Below are 15,973 nucleotides of genomic sequence, written 5' to 3'. Positions count from 1 at the left end.
GAGCCCCCAGTTTCATATACGAAGTTATGGAGAACGTTGCTCGGTGAAAATCAGAAAAATTACGATCAAGAACTTTCGTGGGGTGAAAGAGCTTGACTGGGCCCTTCCTGCATCCGACATCTTCTGCCTCATAGGGAAGGGCGACTCCTCCAAGTCGACGATCCTAGAGGCAATCCGATTTACGTTCTATCCCCAATGGAATCTCACGCTCAGCGATTCAGACTTCTATCAATGCAAGGTCGAGAACACCATCACCATAGAAGTCACGATTGGCAATCTGGCTGAAGAGTTCTGCTCACTACACAAGTACGGCCCCTACCTCCGCGGCTGGGACGCAGCTGCTCGAATTCTCACGGACGAGCCGGACGACCATCTAGAGAATGTTTTGACCGTACGGCTCACGGTCGAAAAGGATCTGGAGCCGAAGTGGATCGTGGTCTGTGATCGCAACCCCGAGGGGACACCGTTCAAGCAAGCTGACAGAAACAAAGTCAGTGTGGGCCTGATCGGTGCGTACAGTGAGAAACAACTGTCCTGGGCGAATGGAACAGCGCTGGCCAAAATCACGGAGGCACAGAGCTTGAACGAGCTGCTGGCGAATGTCTCCAGAAACGCCAGGACATCGCTAGACACCGATCGTGATGCCAATCTTGTTAACTTCGATGCGGCGGCGGCGAAATCACAAGAGATGGCCAAGCTGCTCGGCGTACCTGTGGTGGATTCCTACAAAGCTCACCTTGATCTGAGCTCCCTAAATCTGAAAGTGGGCGGGCTGTCGCTGCACGACGGCGATATGCCGCTACGTCAGTTGGGCCTTGGATCGCGCCGGATGCTTCTGTGCGGCATTCAAACTGTGGGGCTAGAAGAAGGCCACATCACCTTGTTTGATGAGGTGGAGTTTGGCCTAGAGCCGCACCGGATCACCCGCCTCATCAAGCACGTGAGAGATGACGAACGAGGGCAGTACTTTCTCACGACCCACTCTCCAGCCGTGCTGCGCGAACTCACCGTGAATGAGCTTCATGTGGTTCACAACGCCGACGGCGTGGTTCAGATCATTTCCGCTGCCAAAGAAGGCCTTGAGGATCACGAGGTTCAAGGGAAGATTCGATCAAGCACCGAAGCATTTCTGGCAAAGAAGGTGGTGGTTTGCGAAGGCGCAACAGAGGTCGGCTTCCTGAGGGGTTTTGACGACTTCCAGATGGCGAGCAAGAAGGATCCGTTTTCCTTCCACGGTGTTGCGCTGCTAGATGCAAAGGGAGGCAGCAAGGTAAAGGCACTTGCGAAAGCCTTCAAATCGCTTGGCTATGACGTGACGGTGCTCGCTGATGGTGACGCCGAAGATCAGTTCTCTCCAAAGGATGAGAAAGAGCTAGCGGCTCTGAACATCCCAGTTCTGATGTGGAGCGACAAGCTTTCACTTGAGGAGAGGGCCTTTCAGGATCTTCCGTGGCCAAGCGTGCTAGCTAGTTTAAAACTCGCTCAAGACGAGCTGAGCTTCCCTGTGTACGACCATGTGCGCTCTAGGCTCCTTGCAGGAGATTTAGACAAGGACGCTGGCACTTGGATAGATCGTCCTGAGCTGCGTACAGCCATAGGTGTTGCGGCGAAGAAGTCCTGCTGGTTCAAGGACACCACTAGGGGTGACTTATGGTTTAAGGCGGTAAGCCAAGCCTTCCTCGACGCTGATTTCGCCCAAAAGAACCTTGCACTTGAGCTCGGCAAGCTTTGGGCATGGGCAGAACATGTCTGAGGAGCTAGCAACCAAGCTCAGCAATTGCCCAAACCGAGGGTACGTTATCGCACCTGCTGGATACGGCAAGACGCACCTCATTGCGTTGGCAGTGCGGGCCGCTGGCGGCCGGCAACTGATCCTGACTCACACCTTTGCGGGCGTGAACTCGATAAAAACCAAGATGACGTTACTTGGTGTTCCTGCTTCCAAATATCAGGTGGATACGATTGCAAGCTGGGCGCTGCGCCTTTGTTTGGCCTACCCCAAAAGCTCCGGCTGGGCGACTGAAAATCCGACCAGCAAGCAGTGGGGCAAGCTCTATGAAAGCTGCTCGGGATTGCTGAAGAAGCAGTTCATTCGCCATGTCGTATCAGCCACTTACACGGGAGTCTATGTAGATGAGTACCAGGACTGCTCCGATTCACAGCACTCGCTGGTCTGCGCCTTGGCAGATCTCTTTCCCTGCCGGATCCTGGGCGATCCCCTGCAGGCCATCTTTGACTTTGAGGATGGTAAGCCTGTGGACTGGAACGCAAGCGTGTATCCCACTTTCGACTGCCTGGGCGAGCTAGATACCCCTTGGCGTTGGAAACAGGCTGAAGCACATGAGCTGGGCGCCTGGCTGAAGGAGGCGCGGAAGAAGATTGAGCTGGGGCAAAAAATTGATCTAGTTGGTGGACTACCACGCAGCGTGATTCGCGTTGCAACCGCTACCGCGTTTCTGGAGGCCAAACAGTATTCATCGCTGTGCGACCAGCTAGGGCACAACGAGAGCGTGATTGCTCTGCACTGTGGGGATCCCAAGTCCAAGAATAAGACCCACCTTTTGGCCCGAAGCATGGCAGGTCGATTTTCTTCTATCGAGGAAGTTGAAGGCACAGACCTTCACTTATTCATCAAGAAGCTCGGAGTCGCGAAGACTGCCCAAGCGGGATTTCTTCTTGCCTTGGATTTTGCGAAAAAGTGTTTTACTGGCGTGACCAAGGCTTTGACTGCCGGAACCCAGAGAGGCGAGGTGGCGAAACTTAGTAAAAGCACAAAGTACCCACTAGTCCTGCATGCAGCGAATGACTACCTCAGCAACCCATCAAGCAGCCACCTCAAGTCGTTTTTTCTTGCGCTGAAGTCAAATCCAGAAACATCGCCCTACCGCCGTGACCTCCTGTATCGCTTACTCAACGTGCTGAAGCTACACATAGATGGAGAAGGAGCAACTCTCTCAGAGGCCGCAAACCTGTACCAGCGCGAAATGAGGCATACGGGGCGGCCTCTCAGCCACAGGAAGCTCATTGGGACAACGCTGCTAGTCAAAGGCCTGGAATACGACCATGCCGTCATCCTTGATGCAGACTCGCTTGACGCTAAGCATCTGTATGTCGCGATGACACGTGGGTCGAAGTCCCTCACCATCATCGGTACGGGTAGATACATTCCAGCAAAATGATCTGATGCCATAGACCCATAGGGCAGGGACCTCCGAAGCGCCTGTGAGCCCCTTTCAGTCTTGAGCAGTCCGCTTTTGGCCGACAGCGGCACTTCAGATGTCAGCGTCGGCAGTATTCTTCTGCATCGATATTCCAGTTTTCATACTGGCGGAACGTGAGGCCTTATATGCACAGCCTTCGGAACGTGGTGCCGGAAAACACCCAGCAAAACCCAACCAAAAAAACCGGCCATCTCGGGTTCAGAGAATGACCGGTAAACGCGCCACATACTATTCAGCGACAGGCGTTCTTGGCAGAGGCAGCTGCCTGCTCAACGCCACTCAGTTAAACACCATCCCTCCGTCAATGATGACCGCCTGCCCAGTCATATAGTCCGAATCCGGCCCGGAAAGGAATGACACGCAGGCCGCGACGTCCTCAGGCTGAGACAGACGTTTCAGGGTAATGTGTTGGGCGAATTGTTCCATGCCCCACTCAAAGCTCTGGTTGGCATTGTTTGCCACGTCCTGGGCGACCTTGCGCATCATCGGTGTATTCACGATACCGGGGCAGTATGCGTTTACGGTGATACCCAGGTGGGCCAGCTCTCTGGCGGCCGTTTGGGTGATGCCTCGCACAGCGAATTTAGTGCCGCCATAAACGGCCAGGTCCGGATTGCCGACATGGCCTGCCTGCGATGAAGCGCTGATGATTTTCCCGCCGTGGCCCAATGCCTTGAACGCTTTTACAGCAGCCTGGATGCCCCACAGGACCCCGCCTACGTTAATGTCGAAGGTTTTCCGGTAGATGTCCGGGGTGATGGTTTCGATCGGGGCAATCGGCGCGATACCTGCGTTGTTGATGACCACATGTAGTTCGCCCAGCCCATCGACCGCTTGCTGGACTGCTTTGAATACATCATCGCGATCGGCCACATCGACCTTGATCGCCAGGGCAGTGCCGCCGTTCGATTTGATTCTCTCGACAACCTGGCTGGCCGTCTCAATATTCATATCGGCGCATGCTACCGCAAAGCCATCAGTTGCCAATCGCAATGCAATGGCCTCACCAATGCCTTGGCCGGCGCCAGTAACAAATGCAACTTTTCCTTGGGACTTGGTCATTTCCGGTTTCCTTCTAGATTGTTATGGGAAATCAAACAGCGGCTACAGCTGCGCACAGGATCTCGCGGGATTAGAAATTTGCCTGGAGCTTCACGCCTGCGACGAGTGCGTTTTCTACCTCATAAACACCGCCCGGGTGGCGGACGTATTGCAGGTTCGGGCGGACGGTCAGCCAGTCGGTAACATGCACACCGTAGTTGAGTTCGATGTTGTATTCGCTGTGCTGCACAGGAACGTACTGCGGGTTGTCATAATCAGTAATGGCGTTGGCAGTGTTGATCTGGCGCTGACGCTTGGTGACGTCATCGTTGACATGGATTCGAGCAACCCCCAGACCGATATCGTCCTTGGGGCGAGCATCAAACGGACCGGTGTAGACCAGCCCGATGTTCTGAAAACTGTCGATACTGCTGGTTTCTCTATCATGGAAGGTGAAATTGGCAAATACGCTCAGGCCACGGGACGCATCGCCATTACGCGACGTTAGCTGCTGACGGCCCATGACCCACCAACCGCTTTTGCGGCTGCGGCTTTTTGCGGTCATACCGGTCACTCCTTGCGGGCGGCCATCGACGTCCTCGTAAATGTCGTTGGCACTGGCGCTGCTGTGGTAATAGCCAAGTCGGTATTCGCCTGGTAGCGCATGGGTACCCACGGTTGGCTTCCAGATCACCTCTATCGGGACCAATGCTCCCTGGGTGCCACTACCGCTGAGCTTGAAGCCGTTACCGACTTCCAGATTCGAAGGATTCTGCTCGAACACTCCGATCTGCACCGCCCAGTGGTCATCCAGGTTGTATTTGGCACGTAGCGCCCATTGGCTGACGGGACCGCTGTACCAGACATCCCCCGCTACGTTGCCGATGGGAGCGGCGCAGAATGCCAGGCTCTGGAAGTCGCAAGGGAAGCTGTTGAAGTCCTCGTTGACGCCCATGCGCCCAATCTTGAGATCCAGCGCCTCATCGAAAAACCGTTGGCGATACCACATTTGGGTCAGGCGCCAGGTTTGCCCGCGCCCCCATACCTCCTGCACGGAGCTGAGCTGCCCGGTACGTGGATCGCCGATGCGTTCGTTAGACAGGTTGTTGCCGCTTCGCTCGGTGACCAGCAACTGGAACTCGGCGGCATTCCAGCCAAGGAGTTTCTGCAGATCCAGATTGGCGCCCAGGGCCCATTGCGAGGTGTATCGGGCGGTGCGGTCATCGTTATAGCCGCCACTGAGATTGGCAGCGCCCTCACCGACGTAGCCGATGGTGAAATTCACACCTTTTTCGAGCAGTTCAGTGCGGGTGCCGCCCCAGTCCCCCAAACCCCATCGGGACGAGTCGCCGGCAGCAGCAGCGGGAAAAGCGATGCATGCAAAAAGGCTTAGCCCTACGGGCAGGCGCCAGAGGTTATTCATGTCGATTGGTCCTTGTTGTTATGGTTACGACACAGCGTTATCCAATCCGCAAGGCAGGGCCGTTGCAGCTTGGGGAATAGCGATCAATGCAAGATGAGCGTGGCCCGACCTCAATGCTCAGCCAGGTCAGCTAGATTCCCGCCAGACACAGGTATTTGATTTCGAGGTAATCCTCGATTCCGTACTTGGATCCCTCGCGCCCAACGCCGGACGCCTTGATGCCGCCAAAGGGCGCCGCTTCGGAGCTGATGATTCCGGTATTCACGCCGACGATGCCGTACTCCAGCGCCTCGCCGACGCGGAATACGCGCCCCAGATCGCTCGCGTAAAAATAGGCGGCCAGCCCGAACTCGGTATCGTTGGCTTTGCGGATGACTTCGGCGTCATTGAAGAAGCGGAAGACCGGAGCCAGAGGGCCGAAGGTTTCCTCTTTCGATACGCGAGCGATATCCGGCACGTCGACCAGGATCGTCGGCTGGAAAAAGTTGCCTCCCAGTTGATACGCCGCACCGCCCTGAAGCACCTTGGCGCCCTTTTCGATGGCGTCCTCGATATGCTCGCGCACCTTGGCGACCGCCTTCTCATCGATCAGCGGGCCAATGGTGGTGCCCTCGGCCATGCCATCTCCGAGTTTCAAACTGCCCACTGCTACGGCCAGCTTGTCGACGAAAGTGTCGTAAACCTTGTCGTGTACGTACAGGCGATTTGCACACACGCAGGTCTGGCCGGCGTTGCGGAATTTCGAGGCAAGAACGCCCTCTACAGCGGCGTCCAGGTCGGCATCTTCAAAGACGATAAACGGCGCATTGCCACCGAGCTCGAGGGATATCTTTTTGATGTCATGGCTGCACTTCTCCATGATCGTGCGGCCAATCTCGGTGGAGCCGGTGAAAGAGATTTTGCGGACCACCGGGTTGCTGGTCAGCTCTTCGGCAATCTCTGCGGCCGAGCCGGTCACGACCGACAGCACACCTTTTGGAATACCCGCTCGCTCGGCAAGCTCCACCAGGGCCAGCGCCGAAAAGGGCGTTTGCGAAGCCGGCTTGATCACCATTGTGCAACCTGCGGCCAATGCAGGTCCTGCCTTGCGGGTGATCATGGCGCTGGGAAAATTCCACGGCGTGATGGCGGCGCACACCCCTACGGGCTGCTTGAGTACCAGCAAGCGCTTGTCGGCAGAACCCGGGATCACGTCGCCGTAGATGCGCTTGCCCTCCTCCGCATACCACTCGATATAGGAAGCCGCAAAGACGATCTCACCACGCGCTTCGGCCAGGGGCTTGCCTTGTTCGAGGGTCATGATGCGGGCCAGGTCATCCTGGTTTTCGATGATCAGCTCGTACCAGCGGCGTAACGTAATGGCCCGCTCTTTTGCCGAAAGGGCGCGCCAGGCAGGCAGGGCACGATCAGCGGCTTCAATGGCGCGACGGGTTTCCGCCCCGCCCATGCGCGGAACATGGCCAATCACTGCGCCGGTCGATGGGTTGCCGACAGTGATGGTGGCGGCACTGTCGGCACCGATCCACTCGCCGTCGATATAGGCATGCTGACGAAACAGTTCGGGTTTTTTCAGGTTCACTGCATGTTCTCCGTCGGATACGCGGCGCCTCACGGGCGCCGTTCGAACGCACTCGCCCTCGCGAGGCGGCAACGAGTGCGCTTTCTTCGCGTTGATGTTCCGGTCAATGCTGGGCTTTTTGGGCGTAGCTACCGGACGGGCTCAGGCTCGTGAACTTGAAGCCTCGATAGCCTTCGTTCTGGACCGACGCGAGAATGTCTCTGAACGGGCCCAAACCGCCCATGTAGAAGTAGACGGAGTTGGTCTTGCCAGGAATGTTGGCGCCGAAGATCCAGGAATCGGCCTTGGCGAACAGCGTCTGGTCGGCGATCTCACGGCAGGTCACGCCCCACTGGCGTTCAGATTCAGGATCGGGCTCCATGCAGGCCAGCTCTTTTTCTTCCATGAAGCCGATCATGTCGGATACCCACTCCACCTCTGTCTCGATGGTGGGTGGCAGGTTGGTGAACGGACCGTTCGGGCCGAGAATCATGAACATGTTGGGGAAGTTGGCGGTCGCCACCGACAGGTAGCTGGACGGCCCTTCGCTCCAGTGATCCTTGATGCTGACGTCATTCCGGCCGCGGATATCGATGCGTTTGTAGTTGCCGTCCACCGCGTCGAAACCGGTGGCGAATATCAGCACGTCCAGCTCGTGCTCCACGCCATCGGCGGTACGAATGCCCGCTTCGGTGATTTCCTCGATCGGGTTGGCTTTGACGTCCACCAAGGAGACATTCGGCCGGTTGAAAGTGGCGTAATAGCCGCTGTCGCATAGTGGACGTTTCGCATAGAGGTCGCGCGGCATCAGCTTGCGCGCCGTTTCCGGATCCTTGACGATCTCGCCGATCTTCTCGCGAATGAAATCTTGAGCGGCCCGATTGGCTTGCTCGTCGATCGCAATGTCGTTGAAGGTCTGGAACATGAAGCGGAATCCACCACCGCCGTCCCAGGCACGCTGGAAGATTTGTTTACGCTCTTCCGGCGACACGCTCATCGTTGGGATGTCGCTTTCCTCAAAACCGAACGCCAGGCGAGACGAGCGTACCTGTTGCCAGATCGCATCATAGTTACGCTTGATGTCATCGACGTACTCGCGGCTAACCGGACCATTGCCGACAGGGACGGTGTACTGCGCGGAGCGCTGGAACACGGTGAGATGGTCAACGGTAGGCGCAATGGCCGTAATCACCTGGCAACCGGTCGAGCCCGTGCCTATGACGCCGACGCGCTTGCCCTCCAGAACGGCATCGGCTGGCCAATTGGCGGTGTGGTACATCTTGCCCTTGAACTGCTCCATCCCCTTGATCTTCGGCACGTTGGTGGCAGACAGCAGACCAAGCGCGGTGACCAGGTACTTGGCGGAGTACTGGTGCCCATTATCAGTGGTGACGGACCAGCGGTTGGTTTGTTCGTCGAACACGGCCGAGGTGATCGCCGTTTCCAGTTGGATATCCTTGCGCAGGTCGTGGCGATCAACCGCATGGTTCAGGTAGGACAGGATCTGCGGCTGGTCGACGTAGCGGGTGGTGATGTCCCACTCCTGGCAAAGCTCGCGATCCCACGAGAAGCAGTACACGAAGGTTTCACTATCGGACAAGGCGCCTGGATAGCGATTCCAGAACCAGGTGCCCCCAACGCCAGCTGCCTTGTCGAAGGCACGCACCTTCAAACCAAGCTCGTCGCGCAGTTTTTTCAGCATATAGATGCCACCAAAACCGGCACCGATGATGATCGCGTCAAGGTTGGTCACGTTGGTGCCAACGGAGCGTTTAGCCAGAACTGTAGTTGTCATTGTGTTCTCCTGATTGATCGGTGCACCTGAAGTCATCGCTCGTTCGCTAAGAGAATCTTCAGGCAAGCCGGTACCGTCTCCCCCAAAAACAAGATCGGGGGCGTGTCGAAACTCGATAGGTGAAGTGAGCGGATCAGCCCGACCCGCTCCGCTCTTACTTACAGCGAGAAGCCACCATCCACCGCGATTGCCTGGCCTGTGACATGAGGCGCGCAGGCGAGGTAGACCGCCAACTGGCCCATGTCCTCGACGGTTTGCGCTTCGCCTTGTGGTAGCAGGGCCGCCTGATGCCGCTCCCAAGATTGCTCCTCGGTTTCACCCGGCTCAGCCCAACGGCTGGACAGCCCCTCGTCACCGCGCCACATGCCAGTACCCACGACACCGGGGCACAGCGCGTTGACCGTGATGCCTTCACGGGCGACTTCTTTGGCGAATGCGTTGGAAAAACCGATGACAGCGAATTTGGATGCGCTGTAGTGAGACAGGTCCGGGAAGCCGACCTTGCCGGCGATCGATGCCAGATTGATGATGCGACCGAACCTGTGCTCACGCATCAGCCGCAGTTCAGCCTGGCAACAGAGGAATACGCCGCGTGCGTTGATGTTCATGATGCGGTCCCACTCGCTGACTGGCAGCTCGTCGACCTTACCCAAACTCACTACGCCCGCGTTGTTGACGGCTACATCCAGGCGACCGTAGTGCTCGCGTACCTGCTCGATCATTGCGCCAACGCTGTCGGGTTGGCTCACGTCCACTTGCAAGGCGATGGCGCGGCGGCCAATTGCACGCACACGGGCGGCGGCTTCTTCAGCGATGCCGAGGTCATAGTCGGCGAGTACCAGATCAGCGCCGGCTTTTGCCAGGCTCAAGGCGATGCCTTGGCCAATACCGCGGCCAGCGCCTGTTACCAGGGCAACCTTGCCGACCAGGGAAAAATCGACAGCAGTAGATTCGCTCATGAGATGCCTCTAATTATTGTTGTTGAATGCGACCGCTCATGGCGGTTCGCTGAGACGGATGGAGCAAATCAGGTGCCAATCTTAGAACTATCAGCTCAAAGCACCGTTCCAGAGCGCTTCCAGCATCGCGAAAGGCGAATTGCGATCGCAGCCGATCAAGACGTTATGTCTCGCGATGAGCGGGACGAAGGGAGAACGGTGAGACGTTATGTCTCACCCTGTAACGCAAATCGATTCAGCTTGTGGACACCGGTCAACACGCATTAAATGGCTGTACAAAAATTAGAATTGACCATGCGGAGGTAACATGTCCTCTGGTTACTCAAAGGCTCATGTGGAACACGTGAGCAGAGTGCTACGCACTGCCCAAAGCGCGCCGACGCTTCCCGTTCCGAGCAGCATCGTCGACTCCTGGCGCCGTTCGGTGCAGCACCACCAACTCGATCCAGGCTCGCTGCAGGGCCCACGAGTGCTCGAAGCACACCAACTCAATGAGCATCGAGAGCGTATCGATGATTTCCTGAGGCTGGCGGGCAATGAGATTGGTCGACTCCACCATCGAGTGCGCGATGCCGATTATTGCGTGATGCTCACCGATACCTTGGGATGCACCGTCGATTACTGCATCGATTCAACGATCCGCGGCGAGTATCGACGTGCCGGCATCGACCTCGGCACGTGCTGGACGGAAAGCGAAGAAGGCACCACCGCCGTATGTGCGGTTCTGATCGATAAGCAGCCGATCACCGTACACAAGCAGGATCACTTTCGCGCAGCGTTCATCGGCAACACCTGCTCTGCCGCCCCGGTCTTTTCCCCTTCCGGCGAGCTTTTCGCCGTTTTGGACGTATCCGCCATACGTTCGCCGGATGACAGGCGTAGCCAACATCTGATCCGTCAGATGGTCATTCAAAGCGCCGCTGAAATCGAAAATGCGTACTTCATGTACAGCACCCAGGATCTTTGGGTGTTGCGCGCGCATCCGTTTCCCGGGTATGTCGATAGCCAACCGCAGTTCCTGTTCGCATGGGATAGCGATGGTGTGATCCAGGCGCTCAATCCCGCCGCACGGCGGTTGCTGCTACAGCGTCACGGCCGGATTCCGGATACCGTCGATGAAGCCTTTATTTCAGACCGGCTTCCTGATCGCGCTGATGACACGGTTCATTACCTATCTGCGCTGAACCTACATGTGCGACTCAAAGCGCCAAGACGCCGTCCGAGCGCACGTGCAACCGGCAAGGTGGTCGAAGCGCTCGATCCAACGGTTGCCCGAGCTCTTGAACTGGCGGTGCGCGTCAAGGACCGAGGGCTGCCGGTATTGATTCATGGTGAGACAGGCGCTGGCAAAGAGCACTTCGCGTTGCAGTTGCATGCAGCCAGCAAACGCAAGGACAAGCCCTTCGTCGCCATCAATTGTGCGGCGATACCAGAAAACTTGATCGAAAGTGAGCTGTTCGGCTATTCGGCCGGCGCCTTCACCGGCGCATCAAGTAAAGGCATGCGGGGTCTGCTGCAACAGGCCGATGGCGGCACGCTATTTCTTGATGAGATCGGCGATATGCCGCTCACGCTGCAGACCCGCCTGCTGCGGGCATTGAGCGAAGGCCAAGTGTCGCCATTAGGCGCCTCACGCCCACAGGCCATCGACATTCAGGTCGTGTGTGCCAGCCACCGCGATCTCGTGACGCTGGTCGAGCAAGGTACGTTCCGTGAAGACCTGTACTTCCGCTTGAACGGCGCGCGCTTCGATATCCCGCCATTGCGCGAGCGCACCGATAAACTGGCCTTGATCAATAAGCTCTTGGACGAAGAATGCACGCGATCCGCAGAGCGCTTCCAACTGAGTGACGCGGCCTTGGAGATGCTGTTGAACTACAGTTGGCCCGGCAATATGCGCCAGCTGCATCATGCGCTGCGATATGCCTGTGCGGTGTGCGCCAGCCAGGTGATCGGTATCGAAGACTTGCCGGTAACGCTTGCTATCAGCGCCCCGGTGAACGGGGAGGAAACGTCAGCAGGAGACCCGGAACGTCAAGCGCTGATCGACACACTAGTACGCAATCGCTGGAAGCCGGTACTTGCTGCACAGGAGCTGGGAATTTCCCGTGCAACTCTTTACCGCCGCGTGAATCAGTACGGCATTAAGATGCCCGGCAAGGGTTCGTATAACTAGACGTCCATAGTTGAATGCCACCCTCCCGCTCAGCCAGCGCGAGGGCGGCTGCCCTTCTGACTCAAACGAGTTTTTCCAGCTCCGGCAGAATCTCGAACAGATCGCCTACCAGGCCGTAATCGGCAACCTGGTAGATGGGCGCTTCTTCGTCCTTGTTGATCGCGACGATCACTTTGGAGTCCTTCATACCTGCCAGGTGCTGGATGGCACCGGAGATACCCACCGCGATGTACAGCTGCGGCGCAACGATCTTGCCGGTCTGGCCGACCTGCATGTCATTTGGTACGAAGCCGGCGTCGACCGCCGCACGCGAGGCGCCGACGGCAGCGCCAAGCTTGTCGGCCAGCGAATACAGATGTTTGAAGTTCTCGCCATTCTGCATGCCACGACCACCGGAGACGACAATCTTTGCAGCAGTCAATTCCGGACGATCGGATTTGGCCAGTTCTTCGCCAACGAATGACGAAACGCCTGCGTCGCCCGTGCCGGAAACCTGTTCGACGCTAGCCGAACCACCTTCAGCGTTGACCGGATCGAAACCGGTCGCGCGAACGGTGATCACCTTGATCGGTGCGCTGGACTGGACAGTCGCGATGGCATTACCGGCATAGATCGGACGCTTGAAGGTATCAGCGCTTTCTACCGCAATGATCTCGGAAATCTGATCAACGTCCAGCTGGGCGGCTACGCGAGGCAGGAAGTTCTTGCCGTTGGTAGTAGCGGCCGCCAGGACATGGCTGTAATCCTTGGCCAGACCCGCGATCAATGGCGCGACGTTTTCCGGCAATTGATTGGCGTAGGCCGCATCTTCTGCAACCAGCACCTTGGAAACGCCTTCGATTTTGGAAGCCGCTTCGCCAATGGCCGCGCAATTGCTGCCGGCTACCAGCACATGAATGTCGCCGCCAATGGCTTTTGCGGCGGCCACGGTGTTGAGGGTCGCAGCAGCCAGAACGGCATTGTTGTGTTCAGCGATAACCAGGATAGTCATTTAGATTACCTTCGCCTCGTTCTTCAGTTTCTCGACCAGTTCAGCCACGGACTTGACCTTGATACCTGCGCTGCGAGCAGCTGGTGCTTCGACTTTCAACGTCTTCACAGTGGAGGTGGTCGATACGCCCAGTGCGTCGGGTGTCAGCACTTCCAGCGGCTTCTTCTTGGCCTTCATGATGTTCGGCAGCGACGCATAGCGCGGCTCGTTCAGACGCAGGTCGGTGGTGACGATCGCCGGGAGGTTCAGCGCAACGGTTTGTGCGCCGCCATCGATTTCACGCCCGACCTTGACCTTGTCACCTTCCACTTCGACTTTCGACGCGAAGGTGCCCTGAGCGAATCCGGTCAGTGCGCCCAGCATCTGGCCGGTCTGGTTGTTGTCGCTGTCGATGGCCTGCTTGCCGAGAATCACCAGTTGTGGCTGTTCCTTGTCGACCACGGCCTTGAGTAGCTTGGCCACGGCCAGGGAGTTCAGCTCTTCGGTCGACTCGACCAGTACGGCGCGATCTGCACCCAGTGCCAGCGCGGTACGCAGTTGCTCCTGGGCAGCGGTCGGACCAATGGAAACCACGACGATCTCGCTCGCGACACCCTTCTCTTTCAGGCGCACGGCTTCTTCCACGGCAATTTCGCAGAAGGGGTTCATCGACATCTTGACGTTGGCGAGGTCGACGCCGGAGTTGTCCGCCTTAACGCGAACCTTGACGTTGTAATCGACCACTCGTTTGACTGTTACCAGTATTTTCATATTGTCTCCGATTGCAGGCACCACAGAGGTGGCGGCGATCAATTGGTGCGTAGTGATTGAAGGTAGCGGCGCAAGGCAAAGCCCAGAGATAGCACCGTCAACGCGATGAAGAACCAGTCGATGGGGCCACGAATAAACACATCGAAACTGTTGCTGCTGATCAGCAGGGAACGACGGAAGTTGTCTTCCAGCATCGGCCCCAGGATGAAACCGATCAGAAACGGTGCTGAGGCAAATCCGGTACGGTTGAAAATGAAGCCGACCAGGCCGAACACCAGCATGACAGCGATATCGAAGGTGCTGTTGTTCACGGCGTAGGCGCCGTAGATGCAGAACATCAAAACGATGGGGAACAGGATCCGCTTGGGAACGTCGGCAATCCGGGAAAAATACCGGATCGCCAGCTTGCCGGTACCGAACAACACCACGGAGCTGAGCATGATGCCGCAGAACAGCGCGTAGATCAGATTCATGTTCTCTTGGAAAAGAATCGGTCCGGGAGTCAGTCCATGGATCATGAAAGCGCCGAGGATGATCGCGGTGATCACGTCGCCGGGGATTCCCAATGACAGCAGCGGAATCATGGTCGCGCCGGCAACCGCGTTGTTGCCCGCCTCGGCTGCGGCTACACCCTCGATTTCACCCTTGCCGAAATTGTCCCTGTTGGGCGAATTGCGGCGTGCCTCCGAATAGGAGATGAACGAAGCGGCTGTCGCGCCAGTGCCCGGAATGGCACCGATGATCACACCGATGAAGCTGCCTCGAATGATGCTGCGCATGCTGCCTTTGAGCTCCTGCCAAGTCACGTCGGCACCCGCCACGGCGGTCTGGATGTGCTCCCGGGCCCGCGACAGATAGAACTCAAGAATCTCGGGAATGGCGAACAGACCAATCAACAGCGGGATGAAGTTGATACGATCCATCAGATTGTAATTGTCGAAGGTCAGACGCTCGGTACCGTAGACCGGATCCATGCCAACCAGCGCGAGGATCACCCCTAGAGCAGCAGCGACCAGCCCCTTCATCACCGAATCACCGGAAACCGAAATGATGATGGTCAGCGAGAAGCAGATCAGCCAGAAATACTCCGGCGGCCCGAAGTTCAGCGCCAGCTTGGCCAGGTAACCCGCCAGGAAGATCAGCGACAGATTGGAGATGAAGTCGGCGATACAGGACGCGTACAGCGCCATGGACAGTGCCTTCTTGGCTTCACCTTTCTGCGCCATCGGGTAACCGTCCAGCAGCGTGCTGGCCGACGCTGGCGAGCCCGGTGTGCGGATCAGAATGGCAGTGATCGATCCGCCATACATGCCGCCCTTGTAAATACCGACCAGCAGCAGGATCGCGGTGACGGGCTCCATGCCGAAGGTGAACGGCAGCGCCAGGGCTACCGCCATGGTTGCGGTCAACCCGGGTATGGCTCCGATCACGACGCCAATCACCACGCCGACCGCGATCATCAGGATGTTTTCCACGCTCAGGAAAAGGCTGAGCACCTCAAGCATCTGGTCCATTTCATAATCTCATCAAGCGGGTACTCAATATCCCCAGAGCGAGCCGTAAGGCAGGGGAACATTCAGGCCATAGTCGAAGGCCAGGCAGATACCGATCGGCATCGCAACACCCAGCAGATAAATGCCAATGCGCCTGACCCCCATGGCTACGAACAGCAACATCGTGGCCAGCACGCCACAGACCGCCGCGCCCAGCAGCTCGAGCCCGAAGTAGTAAACGGCGAAGGCCAGCAACGGCAGCAGCCATTGATGGAGCGGCAAGTCGCGCAGTTTGGTGTATTTTTCTTCCCGCTCACGCTTCGGGCCAAACATCGCGCCGAGCACCAGACCGATACCAAGCAACAGAATCATCCAACCCATGATCTGAGGAAGGACCAGGGGCGACAGCAGCGGTGACTGAAGCCTGCGAGGCTCAACGATGTACGCTGGAACCAGATAAAACAGAAACGTAAGGGATGCCACGATGAGAACCAGACCGGCAGCTGCATCGACGCTGGCAAGCCTGGAGACTCTCTGGCGAATGGCGGTGTTTTTCATAATCCATC

General features: G+C 57.4%; 12 protein-coding genes. 3 read left to right on the top strand and 9 right to left on the bottom strand.

The features are described 5' to 3' along the window. Window positions 1–43 precede the first annotated feature (43 nt). Together AC4LFW_RS07505 and AC4LFW_RS07500 are read left to right on the top strand one after the other, a co-directional pair. Window positions 44–1,753, top strand: a complete 1,710-nt coding sequence (locus AC4LFW_RS07505) for an ATP-dependent nuclease (RefSeq protein WP_125882713.1) — start codon at window positions 44–46, stop codon at window positions 1,751–1,753. After that, window positions 1,746–3,179, top strand: coding sequence for a UvrD-helicase domain-containing protein (locus AC4LFW_RS07500; RefSeq protein ID WP_158188560.1), 1,434 nt, complete (start codon window positions 1,746–1,748; stop codon window positions 3,177–3,179). Before AC4LFW_RS07505 ends, AC4LFW_RS07500 begins: the two co-directional genes overlap by 8 nt. A 321-nt stretch (window positions 3,180–3,500) precedes the next feature. Here the strand turns inward: AC4LFW_RS07500 and AC4LFW_RS07495 are convergent, their stop codons facing one another. The 5 genes from AC4LFW_RS07495 to AC4LFW_RS07475 all read right to left on the bottom strand — a co-directional run bounded on the left by AC4LFW_RS07495 (window position 3,501) and on the right by AC4LFW_RS07475 (window position 9,997). Then, window positions 3,501–4,283: a (S)-acetoin forming diacetyl reductase gene (locus AC4LFW_RS07495; RefSeq protein ID WP_125882666.1), complete on the bottom strand. Its 783-nt coding sequence runs from the start codon at window positions 4,281–4,283 to the stop codon at window positions 3,501–3,503. Between the two features lie 70 nt (window positions 4,284–4,353). Continuing rightward, on the bottom strand, window positions 4,354–5,685 hold the full coding sequence (locus tag AC4LFW_RS07490; protein WP_125882667.1) for a carbohydrate porin: 1,332 nt from the start codon (window positions 5,683–5,685) through the stop codon (window positions 4,354–4,356). Between the two features lie 130 nt (window positions 5,686–5,815). Then, window positions 5,816–7,264, bottom strand: coding sequence for an NADP-dependent succinate-semialdehyde dehydrogenase (gene gabD / locus AC4LFW_RS07485; protein ID WP_125882668.1), 1,449 nt, complete (start codon window positions 7,262–7,264; stop codon window positions 5,816–5,818). Between the two features lie 103 nt (window positions 7,265–7,367). Then, window positions 7,368–9,038 carry a flavin-containing monooxygenase gene (locus AC4LFW_RS07480; RefSeq protein ID WP_125882669.1) on the bottom strand — a complete coding sequence of 557 codons (1,671 nt, stop codon included), beginning with the start codon at window positions 9,036–9,038 and terminating at the stop codon, window positions 7,368–7,370. Window positions 9,039–9,196: 158 nt separating this feature from the next. Continuing rightward, on the bottom strand, window positions 9,197–9,997 hold the full coding sequence (locus AC4LFW_RS07475; RefSeq protein ID WP_125882670.1) for an SDR family NAD(P)-dependent oxidoreductase: 801 nt from the start codon (window positions 9,995–9,997) through the stop codon (window positions 9,197–9,199). 307 nt (window positions 9,998–10,304) lie between these two features. Between AC4LFW_RS07475 and AC4LFW_RS07470 the strand changes: the two genes are divergently transcribed. Then, a complete protein-coding gene (locus AC4LFW_RS07470; protein ID WP_125882671.1) occupies window positions 10,305–12,173 on the top strand; it encodes a sigma-54-dependent Fis family transcriptional regulator in 1,869 nt (622 codons plus the stop codon). 61 nt (window positions 12,174–12,234) lie between these two features. On the opposite strand, the gene AC4LFW_RS07465 is transcribed toward AC4LFW_RS07470, so the two are convergent. The 4 genes from AC4LFW_RS07465 to AC4LFW_RS07450 are packed head-to-tail and all read right to left on the bottom strand — an operon-like array spanning window position 12,235 to window position 15,965. Continuing rightward, window positions 12,235–13,164, bottom strand: a complete 930-nt coding sequence (locus AC4LFW_RS07465) for an electron transfer flavoprotein subunit alpha/FixB family protein (RefSeq protein ID WP_125882672.1) — start codon at window positions 13,162–13,164, stop codon at window positions 12,235–12,237. Then, window positions 13,165–13,914 (bottom strand): electron transfer flavoprotein subunit beta/FixA family protein, encoded by a 750-nt coding sequence (locus tag AC4LFW_RS07460; RefSeq protein WP_125882673.1) that lies wholly within the window; start codon window positions 13,912–13,914, stop codon window positions 13,165–13,167. It abuts the gene before it with no gap. Between the two features lie 38 nt (window positions 13,915–13,952). After that, the gene (locus AC4LFW_RS07455; RefSeq protein ID WP_158188561.1) at window positions 13,953–15,428 is read right to left on the bottom strand and encodes a tripartite tricarboxylate transporter permease; all 1,476 of its coding nucleotides are present in this window, start codon (window positions 15,426–15,428) and stop codon (window positions 13,953–13,955) included. 24 nt (window positions 15,429–15,452) lie between these two features. After that, a complete protein-coding gene (locus AC4LFW_RS07450; protein WP_125882675.1) occupies window positions 15,453–15,965 on the bottom strand; it encodes a tripartite tricarboxylate transporter TctB family protein in 513 nt (170 codons plus the stop codon). Window positions 15,966–15,973: the final 8 nt, after the last annotated feature.

It is taken from the genome of Stutzerimonas sp. C6.4V (genome assembly GCF_058536345.1).
This window is presented reverse-complemented; position numbering and strand designations above follow the sequence as displayed.

Coding starts and splice junctions, on each gene's coding strand:
- AC4LFW_RS07455 (WP_158188561.1), bottom strand. CDS start 15,428: ATGGACCAGATGCTTGAGGTGCTCAGCCTTTTCCTGAGCGTGGAAAAC.
- AC4LFW_RS07450 (WP_125882675.1), bottom strand. CDS start 15,965: ATGAAAAACACCGCCATTCGCCAGAGAGTCTCCAGGCTTGCCAGCGTC.
- AC4LFW_RS07470 (WP_125882671.1), top strand. CDS start 10,305: ATGTCCTCTGGTTACTCAAAGGCTCATGTGGAACACGTGAGCAGAGTG.
- AC4LFW_RS07480 (WP_125882669.1), bottom strand. CDS start 9,038: ATGACAACTACAGTTCTGGCTAAACGCTCCGTTGGCACCAACGTGACC.
- AC4LFW_RS07460 (WP_125882673.1), bottom strand. CDS start 13,914: ATGAAAATACTGGTAACAGTCAAACGAGTGGTCGATTACAACGTCAAG.
- AC4LFW_RS07495 (WP_125882666.1), bottom strand. CDS start 4,283: ATGACCAAGTCCCAAGGAAAAGTTGCATTTGTTACTGGCGCCGGCCAA.
- AC4LFW_RS07500 (WP_158188560.1), top strand. CDS start 1,746: ATGTCTGAGGAGCTAGCAACCAAGCTCAGCAATTGCCCAAACCGAGGG.
- AC4LFW_RS07465 (WP_125882672.1), bottom strand. CDS start 13,164: ATGACTATCCTGGTTATCGCTGAACACAACAATGCCGTTCTGGCTGCT.
- AC4LFW_RS07475 (WP_125882670.1), bottom strand. CDS start 9,997: ATGAGCGAATCTACTGCTGTCGATTTTTCCCTGGTCGGCAAGGTTGCC.
- AC4LFW_RS07490 (WP_125882667.1), bottom strand. CDS start 5,685: ATGAATAACCTCTGGCGCCTGCCCGTAGGGCTAAGCCTTTTTGCATGC.